Raw genomic sequence first — 25022 nt, 5'->3', positions numbered from 1 at the left:
GACCGGTCCGGGCAACGCCCGCAGTTGCGACCACCCGCTCGACGGCGTCACCAGTCCCTCACCACATTTCGTCCGCGAGACCGGGCCCGAAGAGTCCCCGGCCGTGCACCCCGAGGGCACCTGGGAAACCTACCAACGCCGCGGACACACGCGGCGACCAGAGGCTACGAACGGATGCTCCGACACCTCGAGGACGTTCCCGGCGAGTGGCCCCGGGCTCCGCGCCCCCGCGACGAGGATGGTCAGCCGATCCCGGAATCGCCGAGCACGACCCGATAGACGAACGCCGCCTCGGGCCCGAGTACGAGCCCGACGAGTTCGATGAGCGTCAGCACGAATCCGCGCCCGTGCGCCGGGCCGGTCGTCCCGTCGAGGTGGTGGGCGAGTTCGTGCAGCACCACCAGTTCGCGGAGCGCCCAGCGCCCCTCGGCCGCCGACGGGATGGCGATCTCGGCGGCGAGCGGCGCGCCGTCGGATCTCCGGACCCGGGCGGCGTAATGGGCGGATCGCTGGCCGCGCCGCTCGCGGACCGACACCGGTTGTGACGACCGCTCGAAGCGCGATCGCACCCCTGGCAACGCCAGCACCCTGGTCACGTAGTCGTCGACGGCGTCGACCGATGCGAACCTCGCCTCGGCCGGCAGAGTGATCTCGGTGCCCGCCAGCTGCACCGTCCGCGACGACGACACGTTGTCGAACAGACGGTGCACGAGGTGCTCGGCCTCGTAGAATCTTGCGCGCCCGGTGTCTCGTTCACTCACGGCATCGCCCATGATGAGAGACCCCGGAGCCGATGGGAGAGTTCATGCGCCGTCCTGATCTCGATGCAGTGCGCGAGCGCGTGATGCGGCTGCCCGGCGCCTCCCTGGTTCTCCGCATCGTCATCGACATCGCACGAGGAAACCTCACCGACCGGTCGATGACCCTGGCAGCGCAGGCCTTCACCTCGATCCTCCCGATCGTGATCCTCGTGCTCTCCCTACCGGGCAGCGACGTCGTCGACGACGCACTCACCGGGCTCGGCATCCCGGTCAGCAGCTTCGACACGCCCACGATCGACGACCCGACGTCGGCCACGACCTTCGGCGTCCTCGGTGCGCTGATGACCATCGCCGGCGCCACCTCCCTGTCACGTGCCCTCGGCCGAATGTATGTGTCGATCTGGGACGTCGCCAAACTGTCGTGGGGCGGCTTCTGGCGGTGGGTCGTCGTCGTCTTTCTCATCCCCGCAGCGGTGACCGCCCAGGGCCTGTCCACGGGATTGCAGGCCACCTCGGTGTTCGGCATACACGTCGGCGACCGCGGCATCCTCGGGATCGTGCTGATCGTCGCCGTGACCCTCCTGATCTGGTCGGCCACGTTCACCGCGATCCCCCGGCTGCTGGTGTCGTCACAGGTACCGATGAAGTTGCTCCTCCTGAACGGACTCGGCACCGGCCTCCTCATCACGGTGCTGCTCGCCGGCACCCACGTCGCGCTGCCCACACTCGCCGCAGGAACGATTCGCAGCTACGGCACGCTCGGCGTCGTCTTCGTCGCGATCAGCTGGCTGTTCGTCTTCGCACTGATCCTCGTGGTCACCGCCATCGTCGTACACGCCACGGCGACCGACGAGGGCCGCGTCGGCCGGTGGGTGCGGCGGTGGGCGGGCACCCCGGCGCCGTTCGTCCCGCAACCGTCGATGGCCTGGTACGACCGTCCCACCCGATCCCCGGGGGCGTCCGCGATCGACGACAGCGCACCCGGCGATCGGCATCGCCTATCCAACCCCTGAGTGCGCCGACGGCGACCGACACTGGCTGAGCAAGTCGAGCCACGTGAGAGGGGCCGGAGTGAAGCGCCATGAGTCATCCCCCAACCGCATCCAAATCGGGTCGCCTCGATCGCGAGCGTCTCGCCGGTGAGCCGGATCGAACTGAGTGGACTGACGATGGAGTTCGGCTCGACCCGCGCACTCGACGCGGTCGACCTCGACATCGCCGACGGAGAATTCATCGTCTTCCTCGGACCAAGTGGTTGTGGCAAGTCGACGCTGCTGCGGCTGATCGCCGGCCTGCTCGAGCCGAGCGCCGGTGCGGTCCGGATCGACGGCCGCGATGTCACCGGCCTGCCACCCCGGGAACGCCGGCTCGCGATGGTCTTCCAGAGCTACGCACTGTATCCGCATCTGACGGTCGCCAAGAACATCGCATTTCCACTGAGGGCACGCCGGATGCGACGCAAGGACATCGCGGAGCGGGTCACTCGTATCGCCGGGACCGTGCAACTGCGCGAACTCCTCGAGCGTCGACCAGCCGATCTGTCCGGTGGTCAGCGCCAGCGCGTCGCACTCGCTCGGGCCATGGTGCAGGAGCCGGGTGCATATCTGATGGACGAACCCCTGTCGAACCTCGATGCGCAGTTGCGTGCGGCCACCAGGACAGAACTCATCGATCTGCATTGCCGGATCGGATCGACGTTCCTCTACGTCACACATGACCAGGTCGAGGCCATGTCGATGGCCACGCGCATCGTTCTGCTCAACCGCGGCGGCATCGAGCAGGTCGGCACTCCCGACGAACTCTACGACCGTCCCGAGACGACCTTCGTCGCAGCATTCCTCGGGGCACCGCCCATGTGTCTGTTCGACGCAACCACCACCGCCCGTGCCGGTGAGATCGTCCTGCGCGCAGAAGGACTCGACATCCCACTCGGCCTGGCCGCACCGCCCGGCTACGCCGATCAGGTGGTCACCGCGGGGATTCGACCCGAGAAGCTGCGATTCGATCCCGCCGGAGCCATCGGCGCACTGGTCCACGCCGTGGAGAACCACGGCAGCGACGAGATCGTCCACCTCCGCGCCGGCACCATCGCCCTGCAGGCGCGAATCGCCCGCCCCGGCCGAATGCGGGAGGGCGACCACGTCCGGGTGACCGTCCCCGTTGACGACGTCCATCTCTTCGACTCCCCCTCGGGGCGCCGGCTGCGCTGGTCGGAGACGCTCGAACCCCTTGACCACCATCTGAGCCTTCAAGGAGCACCGTCATGAGACCCACGAACTTCGTCCGCCGCGCCTGGACCGTCGCGGCCCTCGGCACAGCGGTCCTTGTCGCGCTGTCCGCGTGCGGCATGGGAGCCTCATCCGAGAGCAACTCATCCGCGCGCGTCCCTGAACTCGCCCCCGGCCAGCAGGTCACGATCGTCTTCGAGAGCTACAACTACGGCCTCGCCGGCGCATGGACGGACACCTTCAACACACTCATCGCCGACTTCGGCGAAAAGTATCCCAACATCACCGTCAAGGCGCAGAAGCCACAGGGCAACAGCCCCAACCCCGCACGCGACGCCATCTCGAGCGTGCAGAAGCAGTCGGTCGCCGGCAGCCCGCCCGACGTCGCGCAGCTCGGGTTCGGCGACTTCGGTTTCGTCGTCGACCAGCTCGGCGCGCAACCCCTGTCGACCCTCTTCGGTCCCGATGCCATCGAGCAGGCATTCGGCGGCGAGCACCCGTACGCGGAAAGCGTCCGAAACCTCGCGGTGTCCGACGACATCACGTTCGGTATCCCGTTCGTCATGTCGACGCCCGTCTTCTACTACAACGCGGACCTCTTCCGCCGTGCCGGTCTGGATCCGGAGAAGCCGCCCCGCACCTGGGACGAGGTGCGGACGGCTGCGGCGGCGATAGCCGACAGGACCGGCGCGGGCGGCGTCTACATCGACTGTCTGACGAAATCAGCCACCGACTGGTGTTATCAGGCGCTCGTGGGATCGGCAGGAGGACAGGTCATCTCCGATGACCGGAGCACCCTGTCATTCGCCGACCCGGCCGCGGTCGAGGCCACCGGGATGGCACAGCAACTCGTCGAGATCGGGGCCACACCGGCGTACACCCAGCAGCAGGGATACGAGGCGTTCACGCGCGGCGACATGGGCATGATCCTGGAGAGCAGCTCGATGCAGTCGACGTTCCTCAAGGGCGCATCCGGCAAGTGGGAGCTGCGCGCAGCGCCGATGCCCGCCTTCGGAGAGCAACCCACGGTCCCGACGAATTCCGGTGTGGCCCTCTACGCTTTCGCCAAGGATCCCGCCAAGCAGCGCGCTGCCTGGCAGCTGATCCAGTACCTGACCGGCAACGAGGCCTTCACCACGATCGCCAAGGGCATCGGCTACCTACCGTTGCGCACGGGACTGGTCGACGACCCTGCCTATCTCGCCGGCTGGGCCGAACAGAACCGCGACCTACTCGAGCCGAATCTCGAACAGCTGCAACGTCTCGAGCCCTGGGTTTCGATGCCGGGCAACAGCTACAAGCAGATCCAGGGAAATCTGATGACGGCAGTGGAGAAGATCGTCTACCAGGGCGCCGACCCGCACACTGCCCTGAGCGAGGCCCAGCGGTTGTCGACGAGTCTGATGCCGGCGCAATGAGCACACCGACCTGCACCATCGTGCAACTGACCGACACCCACATCGTGGCACCGGGAGAGCTGGTCCGAGGCGTCGTCGACACCGCGGACAACGTGCGCGCCGTGCTCGAGCAGATCGTCGGATCGGGCAGGAACGTCGACGCATTGCTGCTGTCCGGTGATCTGACCGACGACGGCGACATCCGGGCCTACCGGAGGCTGCGCGATCTCGTCGAACCGGCGGCCGCCGCACTCGACGCCGAGATCATCTACGCCATGGGGAATCATGATGTGCGAGAGAGCTTCCGAGCCGGACTGTTCGATGATCGCGGTGATCCCGATCGTCCACATGACACGGTGCACCTCCTCGGCAGCACTCGCGTCATCACCATGGACAGCACCCGACCGGGCCGTCACGAGGGCTGGCTCGACGACGACCAGTTGTCATGGCTGCGTTCGGAGTTGGCGCACGCCGCACCGGCCGGTTGCACAGTGCTCGTGCTGCATCATCCACCACTGAGATCGGCCATCCCGCCGATCGACGGGTTGCGTCTACAGCATGCCGCCCGACTGGGCGACATCCTCCTAGGGTCGGACGTCAAGATGATCGTGTGCGGACACTCTCATCTGACCGGCAGCGGTTCCCTCGCCGGGATACCGGTATGGGTCGGACCCGCGTTGTCCTACCGCCTCGACACCTTCGCCCCCATCGGCAGACACCGCGGCATCTTCGGATTCGGTTTCAGCCGTATCGATATCGTGGACGGTACCGTCGTCGCAACGGCCGTCGAGGCGACCCCGTCCCAACCGGTGTACGACGTGTCGGAGAGCGAGATACTGGCCAGACTCCGCGATCTCGCCCGCCAGGGGACGTGACGTGTTCGTGCTCGATTCGGAGGTTGCACCCCCAGTACGGGTCGATCCGGCTCCCGCATCGGCGATCACCGAGACCGGCAGACAGCGCCACAGCCGACGCCGGCGGCGACTCGGGCGGTCGGCATTGCCGTATCTGTATCTGTTGCCGGCGATCGCGATGCTCGCGGTCTGGATCTACCGCCCGCTGGGCCAGGCCGTCCAGTTGTCATTTCATTCGTGGAATCTGCTGCCCACCAGTGAAATGGTCGGTGTAGGTGGAGCAAACTATCGGCGGCTCGCCGAGATACCGGCGGTCGGTGACTCGCTGCTGCGCACCGGCGAGGTGATACTCGGACTGCTTCCGTTTTCGGTCGTCGTCCCGGTCATGGTCGCTTTCGCGGCCCGAGGGATCACCGGCCGGATACGCACCGTGTACCAGGCCGTCATCTTCGCGCCGTTCCTCGTGGCCCCCGTGGCGTCGGCGGCGGCATGGCGCTGGCTCGCGGAACCCGAAGCCGGCGTGATCAACCGCACCCTCGGCCTCGAGGTCAACTGGATCAACGACACCCGCACCGCCCAGCTCGCCATCATCGTGATCACCGGTTGGCACATCATCGGGTTCGCGGTCCTGGTCGTGTCCGCCGGAATCGCCAACGTGAACCCCGATTACGACGAGGCCGCACGCGTCGACGGAGCGACGCGGGGCCAGATCGATCGGTGGATCACTCTGCCGCTGCTGTCCCCGTCCCTGCTTCTGCTCACCCTGCTGACGGTGATACTCAGCGCCCAGTGGACGTTCCCTCTCATCGACACCCTCACGCAGGGCGGCCCGTCCGGCTCGACCACCAATGTCTACTACTTGCTGTGGGAGTACGGTTTCCAGACTTTCGACGCCGGTATGAGCGCGGCGGTCGGCGTGGTCGCGTTCGTCCTGTTCGGACTGCTCGCCGCCGGCTTGATGCGCCTCACCGAGAAAGTGACCTTTCATGACGACCGATGAGCTGCGGGCACCCGACTCCCCTGTTTCCCGGTCCGCCACAGGGGTACGCCCCACCACCGCATCGACCCGCCCGGCTACGGTTCGAGGCCACCTCACACTGGCTGCCATCGCCTTCACCTGCGGGTTCCCCATCTACTGGATGGTCGCGACGTCGCTACGTCACCCCGACGACCAATACTCGCTTGCCCCGCTGCCATGGCCGTTGTCGATCCAGAACTATGCCGACGCGGCGGCTCAGACCGACGTCCTCCGCCTGCTGTTCAACACGTTCGCGGTCGCCACCGGATCCACGGTCGCGCAACTGCTCATCGCGTTACTCGCCGCCTACGCGTTCGCGATGTTCGATTTCCCGTTCAAACGCGTGTTGTATCTGGGATTCGTCGGCACCTGGCTGGTGCCGTTCCAGGTCACCATGCTCCCGAACTACGTCCTTCTCCAACAGCTCGGCCTCCTCAACACGCTTGCGGGCGTGGTGATGCCGACGCTGTGCTCGGCGCTGGCCGTGCTCATGCTGCGCCAGCACATGGACTCGTTTCCCAAGGAACTCGTCGCCGCCGCCGAGATGGACGGCCGTTCATCGTGGTCGATTCTCTGGAGAGTGGTGGTCCCCAACCTGCGGCCCGCACTGGCCGCGTTGGGTCTGTTGCTGTTCATCAACGCCTGGAACGAATACTTCTGGCCGGCGGTGGTCCTACAGCGCACGAGTTCGGTCGTGCAGCTCGGACTGCGCAGTTTCATGACCGCCGAGGGCACCAACTGGGGCGCGATGATGGCGTTGGCCGGGATGACCTGTCTGCCGGTGTTCGTACTGTACCTGGCCCTGCAGCGGCACATCGTGAACGCGTTCGTCCGGTCCGGACTGAAGTAGGGCGACACCTGTGAGAAGAGAGGTGGATTCGGCACGGCGGCCGTCCATCACGGTGCTCCGGACGCGGTGGGCGCCAGAGTCGGTGTCGGGGTCGAGGCAGTCCAGGAAGTTGACGAGCGCGGGACTGGTGTCATCGGCGCGCCACACCGCATAAAGGTCGACGACCGGAACGGGATCGAACAGCTTCACCGCAACCGGATCCGAGCCGGAGACCCCACGTCCGACGACCACTGCGCGCGGCAGCGACGCGAACCCGACCAGGTTCTTCACCGAGACCATGTGCGCGGTGGCACCCGGATCATCCGCGTTCTGTGCGATGGTCATCTCGATCCCGGCGTCGTCCGCCGCGCCGAAGATCGAGTCGTACATCGCCGGTGTCTGGGCTCGCTGGAAGAGCAGACAGCGCTCGGAAGCGAGTTCGGCGAAACGGACACTCGGACGCCCTGCCCACCTGTGCCTGCGGCCGACGATCGCCACGATCGGAATGTTCGCGATGAGCCTCCGCGAACGGAACTCGTGCGTGTGCGGTCGGCCGTACATCAGCGCGAGATCGAGGGTGCCGTCGGACAACCCCGTCAGTTGCGGACCGGTCCGCTTCTCCCACAGCGAGATCGAGATGTCGGGATACGCCTCGCTCATCCTCGCCATGGCACGGGGCAGGACGTGATGATCGGCCGGCAGGTTGTAGCCGACGTTCAGCGAGCCCGAGATACCATCCGCGGTCGACTTGGCACTGGTCGCCGCCTTCTGCAGCTGTTGCAAGATGAGTCTGGCGTGCTCCTCGAAGGCCACCCCCGCCGATGTCAGCCGCACCTCGTGCGAATTACGTGCCACGAGCTGGACACCCACGGTCCGCTCCAGCTTCTGGAGCTGGGCGCTCAGCGACGGTTGTGTGAGATGGAGCCGCGCCGCAGCCCGACCGAAATGGAGTTCCTCCGCGATCGCGATGAAGGAGACCAGGTGCCTGAATTCCACGGTTTCCCCCGAAGGTCACGTTCACGACGATTCTCTGTCGCCCACGCTAGCGGTGACACCTAATACCCGGTGAACAGCATGTGAATGCCTGCGGGCGACATCGAGCACCGTTGGTTCAACCCTCCAGCGCGCCTCGGGCGCCGCCGAACTCGCGGTCGGCACCGATCTTCGCCCGGCGTCCCGCATGGTCACCGGCTCGGCGTGCGGCCTCGGAGTATCCGGCGGACGCACTCGACGGACGCCAGGTACCGCGGGCGCTCGACTCCGTCCGGTAGAAGTCGGTCACCTCGATCTCCTTGTTGCGCAACGCGACCGCCGTGGAACGGGTCGACTCACCGGAATCGCGTTCGGCGGCGATGGCCTCGTCGCGCGCCGCGTCGCGGGCCTCGACGAGGCGCTTGCCGATGCGCTCGGCGAACGCCGACTGGAAGTTGAGCCGGGCGGTGATCGGTGACAACGGCTTCTCCTCGACGACGCGGCGGGCACGCCACCCGCTTCCCCGGGTGACGACCCGCGCGAACGTCTCGCCCTTGTAGGCGCCCGACCGCAGGTAGGCGTCACTGGCCGCGACCATCTGCACGATCAGCGACGTGTAGAGGGCTTCGCAGGCGTCGATGTCGGCTTCGTAGCCGTAGGCGAGCACGAAGGTCGAATTGCTCGCGACGTCGACCGTCACGTCGTTCGCCATCGAGATCGCGACGAAGAGCTGCACGTAGGTGCGCAGACCGCGTTTGCCCGGTTCGCCGATGGCGATCTGACGGCTGACCGGGGTGACCTTCTTGCGCGCGGCGGGGTCGTGGGCCCGCGCCACGGCCAGGTCGATCGACGATGCGGTGGCAAGCCGCTGGGCGGCCTGCATGAAGGTCTCCGCCTCGTGCTCGTTGTCGGTGTTCTCCGCCTGACGGAGAAGTGCGGAGATCCGGGTGAGCAGCTTGTCGTCGCGCATATGTTTCAGACTATCCAGCGGCCCGTTCGGTTCCATCCGAGCGCGAATTGCCTCGAGACGACGTCTCGGCGACGCGAAGTGCCAGGGCACCCACGGAGATCAGGACCCCGACCCACAACCCGGCCACTCCCCACTGCCGTTCCGCGAATCCACCGCACACCGCGCCGAGCACGAACACCGGCCACATCCAGAACACCGACAGCCACGCCCACGGCCGATCGGTGCCCAGCGACGCGACCAGTTCGTGCGCGGACTTCACCAGCGTGCCGGTGACGTAGGTCAATCCGCCCTGGACGGTCGACGTGTGCGACAGCGCGGAGTTGATCGCACCGGTCGCCACCGCCACGACGATCATCCCGGCGGTCGGCGATGCGGTGAGCGCGACGACGGTGCCGACGAGGAGCGCGGCGGTCACGGCCACGAGAACCCAGACCGGCGAGCGCGCGACCCAGCGACTGATCGCGGCACCGCCCACGGCGCCGCCGAAGAACGCCGCGACGAGTCCGGCGACGAGAGCGATCGTCGACCATCGGCCCGCCGACGTCGACTCACCCAGGATGGTGGAGTTGCCGGACATGAAGGCGACGAAGCTGCCCTTCAGCACGACGAACGCGATGGCGTCGACCAGTCCGGCCACGAACAGCAAGGCCGCGGCGATCGCGACGTCCGGGTGTCTGCTGCTCAGGTACCTGTCGAGTCGGGCCGCCATGGGCACGAATCTAATGCCCGCGCGTCCGGTCGGGCTGTTCGACGGCCCCTGGTCACCTGCCCGGTGCCCACCGCGCGATGTCCTCGTCCCCCACGGGCCGATCCTCGACAGCCCGCTGGGTCATCCGCAGCGGATTCCCGAATGGATCCCGAAACGCGCAGTCGGTGCCGTAGGGCTGGTCTTCGGGGTCCTGGGTGAACTCGACGCCGCGTGCGACGAGGGCCGCGTGGGTGCCGCGGCAGTCGTCGGTGGACAGGATCGTCACCGGCATCGCCCCCTGCGTCACGAGGTCGCGGACCTTGTCGGCCGTCTCGCCGGACAGCGCGGGCGGCCCGGGCTTCTCGAGGAGGATGAGCCTGTCGGGCTGTCCGGGCGGCGCGACCGTCAGCCATCGCATGAACCCCATGTCGACGTCGGTGTCGACCGTGAAACCGAGTGTCCCCACGTAGAAGTCGAGCGCGACGTCCTGGTCGAGGACGTAGATGGAGTGGATGCCGATGCCGTTGATCACGGTTCCGACGATACGACCGCCCGTGCGGCCCGCGCTTCTCTGAAATCGCTCACTTCCGACGACGTCGGGACATCGGCGACCGCATCGGCCGGCCGGGTCCAGCGGCGCACATGACACCCGGGCACGGGAAGGGGCACCACATTCGTCCGGTAGGTGGTGGGACTGCAGCCGACGACCCGGGTGAACGTCCGGCCGAAGGTGCCGGGACTGTCGTAGCCGACGCGCAGCGCGATCTCGAGCACCGGGCTGTCGGTGGTCCGCAGCAACGCGCAGGCTCGCTCGATGCGCCTGCGCTGCAGGTAGCGGTGCGGCGTCTCGCCGAACACGGCCCGGAACCGGCGGATGAAATGCGACGACGACATCACCGCGATGCGGGCGAGCGTGGCCACGTCGAGATCGTCGGCATAAGCGCGGTCGATGGCGTCGCGCGCGCTCAGCAACCGTCGGTTCTCGGCCTCGCGCGGGGTGAACATGTCACCCAGTGTCGCCGATGTTCGGCGCTGACGGTTGATCAGCGTTTCTCGCAGGCGATCCCGTCCTTGTCGCGATCGCTCTCGCTGTTGGCGTCGTAGAGAGCGTCGTCGACGGTGAACGTCGTGACCGGGGTGCCCGACGTCGAGTCGACGGCACCCGTCTGGCCCACACCATGCGGATGATCGGCGTTGAGTGCTGAGCAGTTGGCGTAATCGGTCGCCGCCGACGCGGGTGCCGCCACCATCAGCGGGGCGACCGTCATCGACGCCGCGGCCAGGAATCCGAGGACCATCTTTCGCGAGCAACGCATCGTGCTTGACCTTCTTCTGTGTGTCCCCCGACAACTCATCGTGACGAGGTGACCTTACGGGGTCACGTTGTCGACAAGCGCGCTCATGGCGAAGATTGGTCCGGCCGACGGACAGGCGGGCTGTTGTCTGACAACGCGTGTTGATACAGTCCGCCCGAGAAACGCACACGACCAGCGGGGGAAGAATGATCAGGAACGACGTCGAGTTCGATTCGTCGGGGACGACGTGCCGGGCCTGGTGGTACCGCCCCGACGGCTCCGCCCCCGCACCGGTGATCGTGATGGCACACGGCCTCGGCGGGGTGCGGCAGATGCGGCTCGACGCATTCGCCGAACGGTTCACCGAGGCCGGATACTCCTGTCTGGTCTTCGACTACCGCCACTTCGGGGACAGCGACGGCGAACCGCGCCAGCTCCTCTCCATCCGCCGCCAGCTCGACGACTGGGCCGCGGCGATCGCCTTCGCGCGACGCCTCGACGGCGTCGACTCGTCACGAATCGTGTTGTGGGGCACCTCTTTCGGCGGAGGCCATGTCCTCGTGGCGGGTCGTCGCGACGGTCGGGTCGCCGCGGTGATCTCGCAGTGCCCGTTCACCAGCGGGATCGCGTCGACCGCCGCGCTGGGTGTGGTGTCCGGCGCGAAGGTGACCGTGCGCGCGCTCGCCGACATCGTCGGGTCGGCATTCGGCCGGCCGCCGGTGACCGTGGGGCTCGCGGGCGAACCGCGAACCGCGGCGCTGATGACGGCACCGGATGCGGTGTCGGGATATCTGCCGCTCATCCCCGAGGGCCTCGAACTGCCCAACGAGGTCGCCGCCCGGGTCGGCCTGACGATCCCGTTGCACTCCCCCGGCCGGGCGCTCAAAGACCTCGACTGCCCGACCCTGCTGTGCGTGTGCGACGGGGACACCGTGGCTCCGGCGCGCCCGACGGTCGAATACGCGCGGCGCGCGCCGCGGGCCCGGGTGATCCGGTATCCGGTGGGCCACTTCGACATCTACATCGGCGACGACTTCGAGCAGGTCGTCGGCGACCAGCTCGAGTTCCTGCGCGCAACCGTGCCCGTCTAGGTCCTACAACCCGAATCGCGCCTGCATCGCTCGCAGCGTCTCCGCCGACGCCAGCAGTCCCGCGCGTTCCGAATCCGACAGCGGGACGTCGAGCCGGGTCTGCGCACCGCCTCGGTCGACGACGGTCGGCAACGACAGGCACACACCCTCGAGCCCCTCGATGCCGTCGGCGCGTGTCGACACCGGCAGCACCCGGTGCTCGTTGTTCACGATGGCTTCGACGATCCGCGTCGTGGCGAGCCCGATGGCATAGTTCGTGGCACCCTTGCCCTCGATGATGGTGTAGGCGGCGTGCACGACCTCGTGGTGGATGCGTTCGCGCGCAACGGCATCCAGCGCCGGCCGGCCGGGCAGCGGTTTCCACGACGTCAGCGGCACCCCACCGATCGTCGCCGAACTCCACAGCGGGATCTCGGTGTCGCCGTGCTCGCCGGCGATGTAGGAGTGCACGCTCTGCACCGCCACGCCGCAGTGCTGTGCGAGGAGGAATCGCAACCGCGACGAGTCGAGCACGGTGCCCGAACCGAAGACCTGGCTGGGTGAGAGACCGCTGATCTCCTGGGCGGCGTAGGTGACGATGTCGACCGGATTCGTGACCATCACATAAATGGCGTCAGGGGCCACCTCCAAGACACCCGGGAGGATGGCGCGGGTCAGACCTATTGTCGCCTCGGCCAATTCGAGGCGGGACTGACCGGGCTTCTGCTTCGCACCCGCGGTGAACACCACGACGTCGGCGTCCGCGCACACCGACACGTCGTCGGATCCGTTGATGTCCGCCCGCGGGACGAACTCGAGTCCGTGGGACATGTCGAGCACTTCGGCGGTCACCTTGGCCGCGTTGATGTCGAGGAGCGCGATCGTCCGCGCCACCCCGCGGATGAGGGATGAGTAGGCGATCGCGGTACCCACCGCACCCGCCCCGATGATGGCCAGTTTCGTGTCTCGTGCATCCATCGGTTCACCGTTTCCGCCGTCACGTCGCCAGGTCGTCGCGTCCAGCCTAGGCGGTGACACCCGGGATGTCCGGGCACGGCGACCGACCCGCGCCGCGCCCGGCTCGGGTGGATGTTGATAGCCTCACGACCGAGAACGGTCGCACCTGCACGCGCGGGTGCCGGGGAACCTGGTGCGAATCCAGGACTGGCGCGCAGCGGTATGGGGGACGGAACCGGCACGAAGCCACTGGGGAGACCCGGGAAGGCGCCGGTTCCGAACGAACCCGAGTCCGAATACCCACCGCTCTCGCTCGAGTCCACCGTGTATCTCGCGCACAGATACCCAGACCGTAAGGCCGTACCCGCCGTGTCCCGTCGTACCGTCGGCACGACCGAGATCGCCACCGCTCCGCCGGTTCGGCGACTCCGTTCGACGCCGCTAGCCGCAGTTCTGCTCGTCCTCACCCTCCTCAGCATCGCCCTGGCCACGGCGTTCGGCGCCGAGACCATTCCCGTCGCCGACGTGTGGAAGACCGTCGTCGGTCGCCTGACCGGTGCGGAACCCGACACCGCGCACGCCGTGATCATCTGGGATCTCCGTCTCCCCCGGTCCGTCCTGGCCGCGCTCGTCGGCGCCGGCCTCGCACTGGCCGGCGCTCTCATGCAGGCCCTGGTCCGCAACCCACTGGCCGAGCCCTACCTGCTGGGCGTGTCGGCAGGTGCGGCGGTCGGGGCCACCGCCGTCATGACCCTCGGTGTGCTGGCCGGCCTCGGGGTGTGGTCGCTGTCCGGCGGGGCGCTTCTCGGCGCACTCGCGGCCACCGTCACGGTGTACCTGGTCGCCCGCGCGCAGGGCGGGTTGACCGCGCTGCGACTCATCCTCTCCGGCGTGGTGTTGTCGTCGGCCTTCATGGCGCTCTCGTCGCTGCTCGTGTTCACCGCCGCCGATCCACACGCCGCCGACAACGTGATGTTCTGGATGCTGGGCAGCGTCGCCGGCGCCACGTGGGCGAAGGTGCAGATCGCGGGGGTGGTCGTGCTGGTCACCGTGATGGCGATGCTCGCGATCCATTCGTGGCTCGACGCCTACGCGGCCGGCACGGACACCGCGACGTCACTGGGGGTACCGGTCCGCGCGATGCGCAACGCGCTGTTCGGGATTCAAGGCGTCCTCGTCGGCGTCCTCGTCGCGGTGGCGGGCGGGATCGGTTTCGTCGGTCTCATCGTTCCCCACGCCGCCCGGTTGCTCGTCGGCGCCACCCACCGCGCGATGCTGCCGGTGGCGGTCTGCGGCGGGGCGCTGTTCCTGGTGTGGGTCGACGTCATCTCCCGGGTCGCCGCCGCGCCTCGGGAGATGCCTCTCGGTATCGTGACCGGGCTGATCGGCGCACCGATCTTCCTGTTCCTCATGGGTCGACGCCAGTACGTGTTCGGCGGGGGCTCATGACCGACGCACCCCGGCACCCGTCGATGGCGTTGCGCGCGAACGCACTCGCTTGCCGGCGGGGCGGTCGCGTCGTGCTGCGCGATGTCCACCTCGACGTCCCGGCGGGCACCCGACTGGCGATCGTGGGTCCCAACGGCTCGGGCAAGACCACCCTGCTGCGCACCCTGTGTGGTCTCGAACGCCCGGGCGCCGGCACCATCGACGTGGGCGGCGACGATCTGCACCGCATCCCGTCACGGCAACGCGCGCGGTCGATCGCGGTGGTCGGTCAGGAGGAACAGCCCTCCGCCGAACTGACCGTCGCCGAAGCGGTCGGACTCGGCCGGACCCCGTACCGGTCGGCCTGGTCCACCGGGAGTTCCGACGACTCGACGGTGGTCGCCGACGTGCTGGCGCGGGTCGGCCTCGACGGCTGGGGCACCCGCTCGTGCACCACCCTGTCCGGCGGCGAACGGCATCGCGTCGTCCTCGCCCGTGCACTCGCACAGCAGACCCCGATCCTGGTGCTCGACGAACCCACCAATCACCTGGACGCCGCCTGGCGCCTCCGGCTGATGGACATCCTCGACGAACTCGACGCCACCGTCCTCGCGGCGATGCACGACCTCGACCTCGTGCTACGCCACTTCGATTCCGTCGCAGTGGTTTCCGATGGTGGTGTGGTCGCCCACGGCCGACCTGTCGAGGTCTTGACGCCGGATCTGCTGGCCAACGTCTTCGAGGTGTCCGGGACTGTCGTCACGCACCCGTCGACGGGCTTACCGCACCTGCTGCTCGACACCCCGACCTCATCTGTGCCCCGAACCCGCCTGTCCCCCGAGCTCTGACGAAAGTCACCCCGTGAGAGGAAAACCCTTGAGTACACGTTCCTTCCGAATCCACCCGACCGCAGGCGTCCTGGTCGCCGCGTTGACCCTGGGGGCTGTCACCGCCTGCGGAACCGACAGCACCGCCGCGCCGGAAAGCACTGTGACCGTGACCAATTGCGGAACCGACGTCGCATTCCCCCAGCCCCTCGATCGACTGTTCGTCAACGACGGCGGCATGATCGCGATCGCACTGGCCGCGGGCGCCCGGGACAGCATGGTGGCGGTCAGTGCGCTCGCCCGCGACAAAGACGTCCTGCGGCTCGAGTACGGACCTCAGGTGGACACGCTCAACGAGGTCGCGGCCGAACGACCCACTCTCGAGAACATCGTCGCGGCCGAACCCCAGGTTCTCTACGCCGGATACAACTACGGCATGAGCGAATCCCGCGGGATCACGCCGGAGATCCTCGCCTCCCACGGCATCGACGTCTACCAGCTGTCCGAGGCATGCCGGCAGGTCGAGGGTGAGGCGCAGCGCGGCACCATGGACCCGTGGGTCGCGCTCGACACCGATCTGCGCAACATCGGCACCATCACCGGCAACCCGGATCAGGGCGCCGCTGCGGCCGACGAAGTGTCCGATCGCCTCGAAAAGCTCCGCGCCGCTCCGCAACCGGCCGACAAGCCCACGGTCTTCGTCTTCGACAGCGTGTCCGACACCATCTTCTCCTCGGGGTCCTACGGCGGCCCGCAGGGCATTCTCGACGCCGCCGGCGCCCGCAACGCGACGGAGGACATCCAGGACACCTGGACCGCCGTCAGCTGGGAACGCCTCACCACCGCCGACCCCGACGTCATCGTGTTCGTCGACTATCCCGGCCAGTCGGTCGACGAGAAGATCGCCGCGCTCCGGTCGAACCCGGCGAGCCGAAACCTCAAGGCGGTGCGCGAGAACCGATTCGTGAACCTGCCGTACGCGATGTGGGTGTCGAGCCCGCTCAACATCGACGCCGCCGAGATCATGCGCAACGTCCTCGAGAACCACGGTCTCGCACCGGAATCCGGGATCACCCCGACCCTCGACGTCGCGCAACTGGACCTCGGGGGCAACAACTGGCTGGAGTGAGGCCGACGTCGGGCTTGCGGCCCCGTGGACCACGCAGCCTTCGTGGACACGGGCCTCGTCAGCGGCCCTATCATAAGCCACCGACAGATCGCCGTCGCTCAATAGCTTTGCACAACAGAGATTTTGGCCTCACCGTACGTCCACTTCGGTGTACACTCGAACGTACATTCGCAGCTACGGTTCTCGGGGGTGACCGTCATGGCCGACACCACGCACATCGACGGTTCGCTGCCCACGTCGCGGGCGCCCGAACTCCTCGCCGAACTGCACCGGCTGATCGGTGAACTACAGACCGTCGACCTGAGCGCGTGTTCGGATACCGAACTCGTCGACGTCGCCGCCGGCACCGAGAAAGCGATCGCCCGCCTCACCTACGCCGGTGACCGGCAGATGGTCACCATCGCCGACCGCGACTTACCCCATCGCACCGGATACCGCTCCATCACCGCGTTCATCACCCACCGACTGAGGGTGTCGGACCCGATGCGCCGCAACAACCAGCGTGAGGCGACCGCCACCCACCTCACCCACACCGGCGAAGCACTGCCACCCGAACACCCCACCCTCGCCGAGGCGTTGGCCGACGGCCGGGTCGGCACCGCCCACGTCCGGGCCGTCATCGATGTCCTCGACCAGATCCCACATGGCACCGACCACGATGTGAAAGTCGCTGCCGAACGACAGATGGCCGAGATCGCCGAAGCCCACACCCCCGCCGACATCACCCAACTCGGCGCACGGCTCCTCGCCCACCTCGACCCCGACGGCACCCTGGCCGACGACACCGAACGCAAACGACGCCGCAACCTGTGGGTCAACCGCCAACGCGCCGACGGCACCGCCAAACTCACCGGCACCCTCACCCCCGAACTTGCCGCCCGCGTCACCATGCTCTTGGCCGTCTGGGCCAAGCCCGGCATGAATAACCCAGGTGATCCAGATTCGCCGACCGGTTCGGTCGAGGACGCCGACCCCGAACAACTGGCCGCCGCAGCCGACCGAGACGACCGCACGCCGGCCCAGATCAACCACGACGCGCTCAACGCGCTACTGAAGGCTGTCCTCGAGGACGGACTGCTCGGGAGATCTCACCGCGGACTACCCGTGCAACTGATCATCAAAGCCGACCTCGGCGACCTCGTCCGTGAAGCCGGACTCGCCACCACCGCCACCGGCACCCTGCTGCCCATCCCCGACCTGATCGCCATGGCCGGTGAGGTCCAACCCTGGCTCGCGATCTTCAAGAACTCCACCACTGTGCCGCTGTACTTCGGTAGGGGCAAGCGTCTGGCCACCCGCGAACAACGCTTCGTCTCCTTCGCCCGTCCCGACGGCGAAGTGTGCTCGGCACCTGGGTGCGATCAACCCGCCACGCAGGTGGAACTCCATCACGCCGACAAGGATTGGGCCAAAGGCGGTCTCACCGACATCGACGACCTCGCCCCGGCCTGCCCGCGGCACAACCGCATGGTCGGCACGAACCCCGGCCAGTACACCACCCGGATCGAACGGTCCGGACCCGACGAAGGCCGCTGCGTCTGGCGATTGAACGCCGAACCCGGCGCGCCACCCAACCCCGGTCGCCTCAACCGCCGGCCCGACATACCTCGGCGGTTCGCAGAACATCTGAACACCGTGCGCGACGAGATTCACGGACCGACCACCCGGCCCGGCGAACAGGCGCGCCCAGACCAGTCGCGCCCCGACGCCATCGGCCACGGCGACCGCGGCCGACGCCTCGAACTCGCCTACCGACAACTCGTCCACCCACCGGCACCGCCGGAGCACCTCACCACCCAACCCCTGACCCCAGTCGAAGCAGCCCTCACACGCATACTCGCCGACCACGCGTGAGTGCCACCCAACGCGGCGAGCGGACCACGCAGACACAACACGAGGGGCCCGGCATCGGAATGCCGGGCCCCTCGTGGGTGTCAGTGCGCCTGATGCGAGATCAGGCCTGCGGTGCCTCCGCGAAGTTGCGGGCGACCGCCGGGTCGACCGGGATGCCCGGGCCCGTGGTGGTCGAGACGGTGACCTTCTTGATGTAGCGGCCCTTGGCTGCCGACGGCTTGGCGCGCATGATCTCGTCGTAGGCGGCGCCGTAGTTCTCGGCCAGCTTGGCCGGGTCGAACGAGGCCTTGCCGATGACGAAGTGCAGGTTGGCTGCCTTGTCGACGCGGAAGTTGATCTTGCCGCCCTTGATGTCGTTGACGGCCTTGGTGACGTCGGTGGTCACGGTGCCCGTCTTCGGGTTCGGCATCAGGCCGCGCGGTCCGAGGACACGCGCGATGCGGCCGACCTTGGCCATCTGATCCGGGGTGGCGATCGCGGCGTCGAAGTCCAGCCAACCGCCCTGGATGCGCTCGATCAGGTCCTCGGCGCCGACCTCGTCGGCACCGGCGGCGGTGGCCTCGGCGGCCTTGTCGCCGGCGGCGAACACGATCACGCGGGCAGTCTTACCCGTGCCGTGCGGCAGATTGACGGTGCCTCGAACCATCTGGTCTGCCTTACGGGGGTCGACGCCCAGGCGAATCGCGACCTCGACGGTCGCGTCGGTGTTCTTCGACGACGTGTCCTTGGCGAGCTCCACAGCCTCCAGCGGGCTGTACAGCTTGGTCTTGTCGACCTTCTCGGCCGCGGCCGCGTAGGCCTTGCTCTTCTTGCTCATTGCTCTGTTCCTTCTCCGCACTCGAACGGCGGGGTGTGTGGTGCGGGCCGAGCCGGCCCTCCCACGGGGATGACTTGGGTGTGTCAGCCTTCGACGGTGATGCCCATGGACCGAGCAGTGCCGGCGATGATCTTCGCGGCCTGATCGATGTCATTGGCATTGAGGTCTTCGGCCTTGGTCTTGGCGATCTCACGGACCTGGTCCATGCTCACCTTGCCGACCTTGTTGGTGTGGGGCTCGCCGGAGCCCTTCTGCAGCCCGGCGGCCTTGAGGAGGAGCTTCGCAGCCGGCGGGGTCTTCAACTTGAAGTCGAAGGAGCGATCTTCGTACACGAAGATCTCGACCGGGATGACGTTGCCACGCTGCGACTCGGTCGCCGCGTTGTACGCCTTGCAGAACTCCATGATGTTCACGCCGTGCTGACCGAGCGCCGGACCCACGGGCGGGGCCGGGTTGGCCTGGCCTGCCGAGATCTGGAGCTTGATGATCCCGGCGAGCTTCTTCTTCTTGGGAGGCATCTTCTGTTCCTTGCTTGTTTCCTTGCGAATTCACGCCCGCTGGAGACGTGAAAGTCTGTGTTTGTCTGCTTCTCCCGCTCCCTGAGGTGCGAGCGAAGCTCTCCCCCTCCGCCCCCTGAGGTGCGAGCGAAGCGAGCCTCGAAGGGTCAGATCTTCTCGACCTGATTGAACCCGAGCTCGACCGGCGTCTCACGACCGAAGATCGACACGAGCACCTTGACCTTGCGCTGCTCGGCGTTGACCTCGCTGATCGACGCGGGAAGCGTGGCGAACGGGCCGTCCATGACGGTGACCGACTCGCCGACCTCGAAGTCGACCTCGATGACGTTCGACGCGGCGGCGGCTGCGGCCTCGACACCCTCGGCGGCGGAACCCCGCGAGGAGGCCGGCTTCTTCGCCTCGGTGCGCGGCATCAGGAACTGCAGCACCTCGTTGAGCGAGAGCGGCGACGGCTTGCTGGTCATCCCGACGAAGCCGGTGACACCCGGCGTGTTGCGCACGGCGCCCCACGACTCGTCGTTGAGTTCCATGCGAACCAGGATGTAGCCCGGCAGCACCTTGCGGTTGACCTTCTTGGGCTGGCCGTTCTTGATCTCGGTGACCTCTTCGGTCGGCACCTCGACCTGGAAGATGTAGTCCCCGACATCGAGATTCTGCACGCGGGTCTCGAGGTTGGCCTTCACCTTGTTCTCGTAACCGGCGTAGCTGTGGATCACGTACCAGTCGCCGGGTGCCCGCCGGAGCTGCTTGCGCAGTTCCTCGACCGGATCGACCTCGGCTTCTTCGGCCGGGGCTTCCTCGGCAGGAGCCTCGGCGTCATCCGCCTCGGCCTCACCTGCGTCGGGGGCTTCCTCGGAGACCGTGTCCTCGGCCCCGGCCTCGTCACCCTCGACGACCGTGTCGTCGGCAACCGCGTCACCCTCGGTGTCCACCGCGTCGGCCACGGCCGCGTCGACATCGGCGTCAGCCACGTCGACGGAATCGGTCGAGGCGAGTTCGTTCTCCGGGGTGCTCACTGCAGCCCACGCTCCTTATGGTTCATCTGGCGGTCGTACTCCTCGTCGCCGGCCGAGCCCACCGCGTGGGTCAGCCGAACAACCAGAGAACGCCCTTGGCGAAGGCGAGGTCGAGGCCGGAGATGAACGCGGTCATCACGATGACGAACACGAGCACGACGATCGTGTACGTGATCATCTCGCGCCGCGTAGGCCAGATGACCTTCTTCAGCTCGGCGACGACCTGCGTCAGGAACAGCCAGATCCGAACGAACGGATTCCGGCTCTCCCCCGCAGACGCCTTCTTCTTCGTTTTGCGTTCCTTGACGGCGACGGACCCCGAACCGGAGTCGGTGTCACCGTCGTTTGCACCCGCCGACGAGCGACGCCCGCGAGCAGAGCGTTTACCGGACGGACGCAGCTCCTTGGCGGTGCCGGTCGACGTCTCGTCGCCCGTTCCCGCGTCGGTGGCCTCGTCGCGACCGTCGAGCTCAGCCGCAGCCGAATCGGCCGCAGAACCTTCTGCGGCGTCTTTGGCGCGGGCGGCCCGGTCTCGCTTGCTCAACTTCGCGGTCCTCTCGTCAGCGTGTGCCCTTCACCAGGGCAGGGGCGACAGGACTTGAACCTGCAACCTGCGGTTTTGGAGACCGCTGCTCTGCCAATTGAGCTACGCCCCTTTGCGACGCCCTCCACCGGAGTGGTCGGCGTTGCCGTCTCATCGACCCGGCCTCACGACCCGCCGGCGATTCGTCGCCGACAAAACCAACGCGCCACCCTATGGGTAGCGCGCAAGCCTGAATCAATCAGACACTTCAGTGTAGATCACCGGGGCGGTGGACCCAAAACGGGCTCGCCTCCGACCCCTCGACGACCGTACACGTCGGTCCCTCGGCCTGCCGTCGGCATGCCCCGTGACCAGTCAGTTGAACTGGATGACCGCCTGCGCGCGTCCGAAGATGCGGCGGTCGCCCTGCTTGGCGGTGATCGCGATGGTTCCGCGGCGTGTCGCGGGGTCGAGCGACTTGACCTTGCCCGTGAAGTCGACGGCCGCACTGTCGTCGGCGGGCACGTAGACCGGGCTGGTGAAGCGCACGTTGTACTCGCAGAAGGCCGCCGGGTCACCGATGAACTCCGAGACGAAGCTCGCGCCGAGCCCCATGGTCTGCATGCCGTGGGCGACCACGTCGTCCATCCCGGCCGCGCTCACGACATGGTCGGAGAAGTGGATCGGGTTGGGGTCGCCGGCGACGCCCGCATAGTTCGCGAGGTTCCCGCGCGTCAGCAGGTAGCGCTTCGGGGCCAGTTCCTGCCCCACCGCGAGGGTGTCGAAATCGATGGCACCGAAGGCGCCGGGCGACTGCGTCGGATCGGGGAGGTCGTAACGACCTGCCTTCGGCTCCACGGTGTGCCCGGATTCACCGATGGCGCCGACCTTGATCATCACGTGGTCGAGGGACGCCTCCAGCTCGGGGTCGACGTCCATGCCGGGGCGCGCGGCCAGCGACGTCCAGGTCGTCATGACCGGCTCGTCGTGCTGGTTCCAGATGACGTTCTTGGTGACCATCAGGTCGATCATCTCGGGACTGCTGACGTGACGGAACGACTCGAGGGAGACGTCGCAGATCAGGCGGTCACCGACCTTCATCGGCTGGTGGTAGATCAGCCGCTGATCGGTCTGCATGATCTGCCACATGTCGTAGCCGGTGATGACGTCGGAGAAGAGCTTGCGCTGGGCGATGATCCCCAGCACGGACACGTAGGTGGGCGCGGCGATCAGGCGGTCGTGACCGAAGGCCCGTGCGCCCTCCTCGCTCCAGTGGGTCGGGTGCGCATCCTGCACGGCCATCGCGTGCTTACGGATCTCCTCGCGGCCGATCTCGTAGTAGTCGTCGACGGTGTAGTGGAAGCCGACGAGGCTCTGGGTGTGGGCGGCGATCTCCTCGGGGGTCGGCTTCGCACCACCGTTCGACGCCTCGTCCGCACGATCCTGGATCTCGGCTTCGTTTACCTGTGACATTGAGCACTACTCCCTTCGGGCCCGACACAGCAAGACGGGCCGCCTCTCCGAGAGGCGACCCGCTGCTGGATATACTTCGAAAAGGCCGACGACAGCGTCAGCGCGATTCCTTGTGCGCCTGATGCTTGCCGCAGTTCGGGCAGAACTTCTTGATCTCGAGGCGATCGGGATCGTTGCGGCGGTTCTTCTTGGTGATGTAGTTACGGTGCTTGCACACCTCGCAGGCCAAGGTGATCTTGGGGCGAACATCTGTTGAGGAGGCCACTTGATTGCCTTCTTTCGGGTGGTACGTGGTCGGGTTCGGAAGTTCCCTCAGGGCTTGCGACCCTTGCGCTCGGTTCCGGTCGGACCCGATGTGTAGCGGTGGAGGGACTCGATCCCTCGACCTCACGATTATGAGTCGTGCGCTCTAACCAGCTGAGCTACACCGCCCCGCGGACTTCTCGTCCAGCGAGCCCCCTGACGGAATCGAACCGTCGACCTTTTCCTTACCATGGAAACGCTCTGCCGACTGAGCTAAGGGGGCGTGCCCCGGGCAGTTGCGCCCGAGAGCCTTAACGAGGTTACACACTCGCGTCTGCGCTAGACAAATCGCTGGTCGGCGACCGTCTGTAGTGCAGTTTCGCGAGGATGAACCACGCTGTGGCAGGTATAGGATTCGAACCTATGTAGCTTGCGCGACGGATTTACAATCCGCTCCCTTTGGCCGCTCGGGCAACCTGCCGTGCCGCTCTCCCAGGCCGTCGCGACAGCCGTTCGAACAACGCCGTGAAGAATACAACGAACACCACGTCCGCGCGCAAACCGGCTGGTCAACTCCACTCCGATCGCCATGACATACCCTGTCGGACATGGCTGATTCATCGTTCGACGTGGTGAGCAAGATCGACCGCCAGGAGGTCGACAACGCCCTCAACCAGGCTGCCAAGGAGTTGTCCCAGCGGTACGACTTCCGGGGCACCAACACCGGCATCGAGTGGTCCGGCGAGGAGAACATCGTGATCACCTCCGACGCCGAGGAGCGCGCTCAGGCAGGCCTCGAGGTGTTCAAGGAGAAGCTGATCCGTCGCGACATCTCCCTGAAGGCGTTCGACGCCGGCGAGGTCGTCGGCTCCGGCAAGACCTTCAAGATCACCGGCACCCTGGTGCAGGGCATCGACTCCGAGCACGCCAAGAAGATCTCCAAGAAGATCCGCGACGAGGGACCCAAGGGCGTCAAGGCACAGATCCAGGGCGACGAGCTGCGCGTGTCGAGCAAGAAGCGCGACGACCTGCAGGCCGTCATCGCGCTGCTCAAGGGCGAGGACTTCGGTATCGCCCTGCAGTTCGTCAACTACCGCTGACCGCCGCCACCGCGCCCGCACCGACATCGGCATGCGGAAACCGATTCGGGTTCTGCGTCGTTTGACCGGATGAAGGCGCCAGCACTCCTCGGCCGTCCGGGTTCGCCTGGACCGGCCCGAGGACACCGAGACCCGCGGCGCCGGACAGACGAGGACCCGATGCATCTCAACGGATTGAAGACGGCGGCGATGCTGGGCCTGATGTCGGCGATCATCGTCGGCATCGGCGCGCTGTTCCAGAGCCCGCTGATCCTGTGGGGATCGGTGGTCGTCGCCGTCGGCATGAACGCCTACGTCTACTTCAACAGCGCGAAGATGTCGCTGAAGGCGATGCACGCGCAGCCGGTGACCGAACTGCAGGCGCCGGTCATGTACCGGATCGTGCGTGAGCTGGCGACGACGGCGCACCAGCCGATGCCCGCGCTCTACATCTCCCCCACCGAGTCACCCAACGCGTTCGCCACGGGCCGCAACCCCAAGAACGCCGCGGTGTGCTGCACCACCGGCATCCTGCACCTGCTCGACGAGCGTGAGCTGCGGGCCGTGCTGGGCCACGAGCTGTCGCACGTGTACAACCGCGACATCCTCATCAGCTCGATCGCAGGTGCGATGGCGGCGGTCATCAGCGGGCTCGCCAACTTCGCGATGTTCGTGGGCGCCTTCGGCGGCCGCGACAACGCGCCCAACCCGCTGGCGATGCTGCTGATCGCCGTGCTGGGACCGATCGCGGCGACCCTGGTGAAGCTGGCGGTCTCCCGGTCGCGCGAGTTCCAGGCCGACCAGTCCGGCGCAGAACTCACCGGCGATCCGCTCGCGCTCGCCTCGGCGCTGGCGAAGATCTCCGGCGGCGTGCAGGCCGCGCCGCTGCCGCCGCAACCCGACATCGCGGCTCAGTCACATCTGATGATCGAGAGCCCGTTCCGCGCCACCGATCGGATGGCCCGGATGTTCGCCACCCACCCGCCGACCGCGGAACGCATCCGCAGGCTGCAGGAGATGGCCCGCGACGACCGTTCCGCCGGTTGAGCGAGTTCCCTGCCGGTTGAGCGAGTTCC

At 67.1% G+C, this 25022-nt stretch carries 26 protein-coding genes, 4 tRNA genes, 1 pseudogene and 1 riboswitch; of the genes and pseudogenes, 13 read left to right on the top strand and 18 right to left on the bottom strand.

The genetic code is table 11. The annotated features are described in order from the left end of the window. Positions 1-242 precede the first annotated feature (242 nt). A complete protein-coding gene (locus AC3B6C_RS12920; RefSeq protein ID WP_035718212.1) occupies positions 243-761 on the bottom strand; it encodes a TIGR04338 family metallohydrolase in 519 nt (172 codons plus the stop codon). 44 nt (positions 762-805) lie between these two features. Between AC3B6C_RS12920 and AC3B6C_RS12915 the strand changes: the two genes are divergently transcribed. The 6 genes from AC3B6C_RS12915 (at position 806) to AC3B6C_RS12890 (ending at position 7108) form a co-directional block, all read left to right on the top strand. Beyond that, positions 806-1774, top strand: coding sequence for a YhjD/YihY/BrkB family envelope integrity protein (locus AC3B6C_RS12915; RefSeq protein ID WP_488358729.1), 969 nt, complete (start codon positions 806-808; stop codon positions 1772-1774). A gap of 126 nt (positions 1775-1900) precedes the next feature. Next, complete coding sequence (locus AC3B6C_RS12910; protein ID WP_488373015.1) at positions 1901-3028, top strand: ABC transporter ATP-binding protein; 1128 nt, start codon at positions 1901-1903, stop codon at positions 3026-3028. After that, positions 3025-4407 (top strand): ABC transporter substrate-binding protein, encoded by a 1383-nt coding sequence (locus AC3B6C_RS12905; protein ID WP_488373014.1) that lies wholly within the window; start codon positions 3025-3027, stop codon positions 4405-4407. Before AC3B6C_RS12910 ends, AC3B6C_RS12905 begins: the two co-directional genes overlap by 4 nt. After that, positions 4404-5261 (top strand): metallophosphoesterase, encoded by an 858-nt coding sequence (locus tag AC3B6C_RS12900; RefSeq protein WP_488373013.1) that lies wholly within the window; start codon positions 4404-4406, stop codon positions 5259-5261. Before AC3B6C_RS12905 ends, AC3B6C_RS12900 begins: the two co-directional genes overlap by 4 nt. 1 nt (position 5262) lies before the next feature. Continuing rightward, positions 5263-6240 carry a carbohydrate ABC transporter permease gene (locus AC3B6C_RS12895; RefSeq protein WP_488358725.1) on the top strand — a complete coding sequence of 326 codons (978 nt, stop codon included), beginning with the start codon at positions 5263-5265 and terminating at the stop codon, positions 6238-6240. 139 nt (positions 6241-6379) lie between these two features. After that, positions 6380-7108 (top strand): carbohydrate ABC transporter permease, encoded by a 729-nt coding sequence (locus tag AC3B6C_RS12890; RefSeq protein ID WP_010844563.1) that lies wholly within the window; start codon positions 6380-6382, stop codon positions 7106-7108. A 153-nt stretch (positions 7109-7261) separates the two neighbouring features. Here the strand turns inward: AC3B6C_RS12890 and AC3B6C_RS12885 are convergent. The 6 genes and pseudogenes from AC3B6C_RS12885 to AC3B6C_RS12860 form a co-directional block, all read right to left on the bottom strand. Continuing rightward, positions 7262-8083: pseudogene (locus AC3B6C_RS12885) on the bottom strand (LysR family transcriptional regulator); the annotation flags it as partial. 115 nt (positions 8084-8198) lie between these two features. After that, on the bottom strand, positions 8199-9029 hold the full coding sequence (locus AC3B6C_RS12880) for a DUF2786 domain-containing protein (RefSeq protein ID WP_488373012.1): 831 nt from the start codon (positions 9027-9029) through the stop codon (positions 8199-8201). Positions 9030-9039: 10 nt separating this feature from the next. After that, positions 9040-9738 carry a YoaK family protein gene (locus AC3B6C_RS12875; protein ID WP_488373010.1) on the bottom strand — a complete coding sequence of 233 codons (699 nt, stop codon included), beginning with the start codon at positions 9736-9738 and terminating at the stop codon, positions 9040-9042. 52 nt (positions 9739-9790) lie between these two features. Continuing rightward, complete coding sequence (locus AC3B6C_RS12870) at positions 9791-10249, bottom strand: VOC family protein (RefSeq protein WP_488358722.1); 459 nt, start codon at positions 10247-10249, stop codon at positions 9791-9793. Continuing rightward, on the bottom strand, positions 10246-10722 hold the full coding sequence (locus tag AC3B6C_RS12865) for a helix-turn-helix domain-containing protein (RefSeq protein WP_488373009.1): 477 nt from the start codon (positions 10720-10722) through the stop codon (positions 10246-10248). Before AC3B6C_RS12865 ends, AC3B6C_RS12870 begins: the two co-directional genes overlap by 4 nt. Positions 10723-10760: 38 nt before the next feature. Then, positions 10761-11033 (bottom strand): excalibur calcium-binding domain-containing protein, encoded by a 273-nt coding sequence (locus tag AC3B6C_RS12860; RefSeq protein WP_035718198.1) that lies wholly within the window; start codon positions 11031-11033, stop codon positions 10761-10763. A 185-nt stretch (positions 11034-11218) separates the two neighbouring features. Here AC3B6C_RS12860 and AC3B6C_RS12855 point away from each other — a divergent pair, with 185 nt between their 5' ends. Continuing rightward, positions 11219-12103, top strand: a complete 885-nt coding sequence (locus AC3B6C_RS12855) for an alpha/beta hydrolase (protein WP_488358719.1) — start codon at positions 11219-11221, stop codon at positions 12101-12103. A gap of 3 nt (positions 12104-12106) precedes the next feature. On the opposite strand, the gene AC3B6C_RS12850 is transcribed toward AC3B6C_RS12855, so the two are convergent. Beyond that, positions 12107-13060 (bottom strand): L-lactate dehydrogenase, encoded by a 954-nt coding sequence (locus tag AC3B6C_RS12850; RefSeq protein WP_488373007.1) that lies wholly within the window; start codon positions 13058-13060, stop codon positions 12107-12109. A 119-nt stretch (positions 13061-13179) separates the two neighbouring features. Then, positions 13180-13361, top strand: a riboswitch (cobalamin riboswitch). Positions 13362-13408: 47 nt separating this feature from the next. Between AC3B6C_RS12850 and AC3B6C_RS12845 the strand changes: the two genes are divergently transcribed. The 4 genes from AC3B6C_RS12845 (at position 13409) to AC3B6C_RS12830 (ending at position 18277) form a co-directional block, all read left to right on the top strand. Continuing rightward, positions 13409-14488, top strand: a complete 1080-nt coding sequence (locus tag AC3B6C_RS12845; RefSeq protein ID WP_488373006.1) for a FecCD family ABC transporter permease — start codon at positions 13409-13411, stop codon at positions 14486-14488. Further along, positions 14485-15315 (top strand): ABC transporter ATP-binding protein, encoded by an 831-nt coding sequence (locus tag AC3B6C_RS12840; protein WP_488373004.1) that lies wholly within the window; start codon positions 14485-14487, stop codon positions 15313-15315. Before AC3B6C_RS12845 ends, AC3B6C_RS12840 begins: the two co-directional genes overlap by 4 nt. 82 nt (positions 15316-15397) lie before the next feature. Continuing rightward, the gene (locus AC3B6C_RS12835) at positions 15398-16423 is read left to right on the top strand and encodes an ABC transporter substrate-binding protein (protein WP_488376254.1); all 1026 of its coding nucleotides are present in this window, start codon (positions 15398-15400) and stop codon (positions 16421-16423) included. Positions 16424-16621: 198 nt separating this feature from the next. Beyond that, complete coding sequence (locus tag AC3B6C_RS12830) at positions 16622-18277, top strand: HNH endonuclease signature motif containing protein (protein ID WP_488373003.1); 1656 nt, start codon at positions 16622-16624, stop codon at positions 18275-18277. A gap of 100 nt (positions 18278-18377) precedes the next feature. Here the strand turns inward: AC3B6C_RS12830 and rplA are convergent, their stop codons facing one another. The 10 genes from rplA to AC3B6C_RS12780 form a co-directional block, all read right to left on the bottom strand. Then, on the bottom strand, positions 18378-19094 hold the full coding sequence (gene rplA, locus AC3B6C_RS12825) for a 50S ribosomal protein L1 (RefSeq protein WP_010841971.1): 717 nt from the start codon (positions 19092-19094) through the stop codon (positions 18378-18380). A gap of 83 nt (positions 19095-19177) precedes the next feature. Then, the gene (rplK, locus tag AC3B6C_RS12820; protein WP_004021736.1) at positions 19178-19612 is read right to left on the bottom strand and encodes a 50S ribosomal protein L11; all 435 of its coding nucleotides are present in this window, start codon (positions 19610-19612) and stop codon (positions 19178-19180) included. Positions 19613-19758: 146 nt separating this feature from the next. After that, complete coding sequence (nusG, locus tag AC3B6C_RS12815; RefSeq protein WP_488373002.1) at positions 19759-20628, bottom strand: transcription termination/antitermination protein NusG; 870 nt, start codon at positions 20626-20628, stop codon at positions 19759-19761. A gap of 70 nt (positions 20629-20698) precedes the next feature. Further along, entirely contained in the window at positions 20699-21172 is a 474-nt protein-coding gene (gene secE / locus AC3B6C_RS12810) for a preprotein translocase subunit SecE (RefSeq protein WP_010841973.1), read from the bottom strand. A 39-nt stretch (positions 21173-21211) separates the two neighbouring features. Next, a tRNA-Trp gene (locus AC3B6C_RS12805) sits at positions 21212-21284 on the bottom strand. 242 nt (positions 21285-21526) lie between these two features. Continuing rightward, the gene (locus AC3B6C_RS12800; RefSeq protein WP_488373001.1) at positions 21527-22624 is read right to left on the bottom strand and encodes a fused (3R)-hydroxyacyl-ACP dehydratase subunits HadA/HadB; all 1098 of its coding nucleotides are present in this window, start codon (positions 22622-22624) and stop codon (positions 21527-21529) included. Positions 22625-22721: 97 nt separating this feature from the next. Then, entirely contained in the window at positions 22722-22889 is a 168-nt protein-coding gene (gene rpmG / locus AC3B6C_RS12795; RefSeq protein WP_003929651.1) for a 50S ribosomal protein L33, read from the bottom strand. Between the two features lie 93 nt (positions 22890-22982). Further along, positions 22983-23056, bottom strand: a tRNA-Met gene (locus tag AC3B6C_RS12790). Positions 23057-23077: 21 nt separating this feature from the next. Next, positions 23078-23150 (bottom strand) — tRNA-Thr (locus AC3B6C_RS12785). A gap of 117 nt (positions 23151-23267) precedes the next feature. Beyond that, positions 23268-23348 (bottom strand) — tRNA-Tyr (locus tag AC3B6C_RS12780). A 127-nt stretch (positions 23349-23475) separates the two neighbouring features. On the opposite strand from AC3B6C_RS12780, the gene AC3B6C_RS12775 reads away from it, so the two are divergent. Next, positions 23476-23967, top strand: coding sequence for a YajQ family cyclic di-GMP-binding protein (locus tag AC3B6C_RS12775; protein WP_044505993.1), 492 nt, complete (start codon positions 23476-23478; stop codon positions 23965-23967). A 159-nt stretch (positions 23968-24126) separates the two neighbouring features. Further along, a complete protein-coding gene (gene htpX, locus AC3B6C_RS12770) occupies positions 24127-24993 on the top strand; it encodes a zinc metalloprotease HtpX (protein ID WP_488373000.1) in 867 nt (288 codons plus the stop codon). Positions 24994-25022 lie beyond the last annotated feature (29 nt).

It is taken from the genome of Gordonia sp. 11cp, assembly GCF_057767225.1.
Note: the sequence above shows the minus strand (reverse complement) of the source record. Positions and strands in the feature narration are given on the sequence as shown.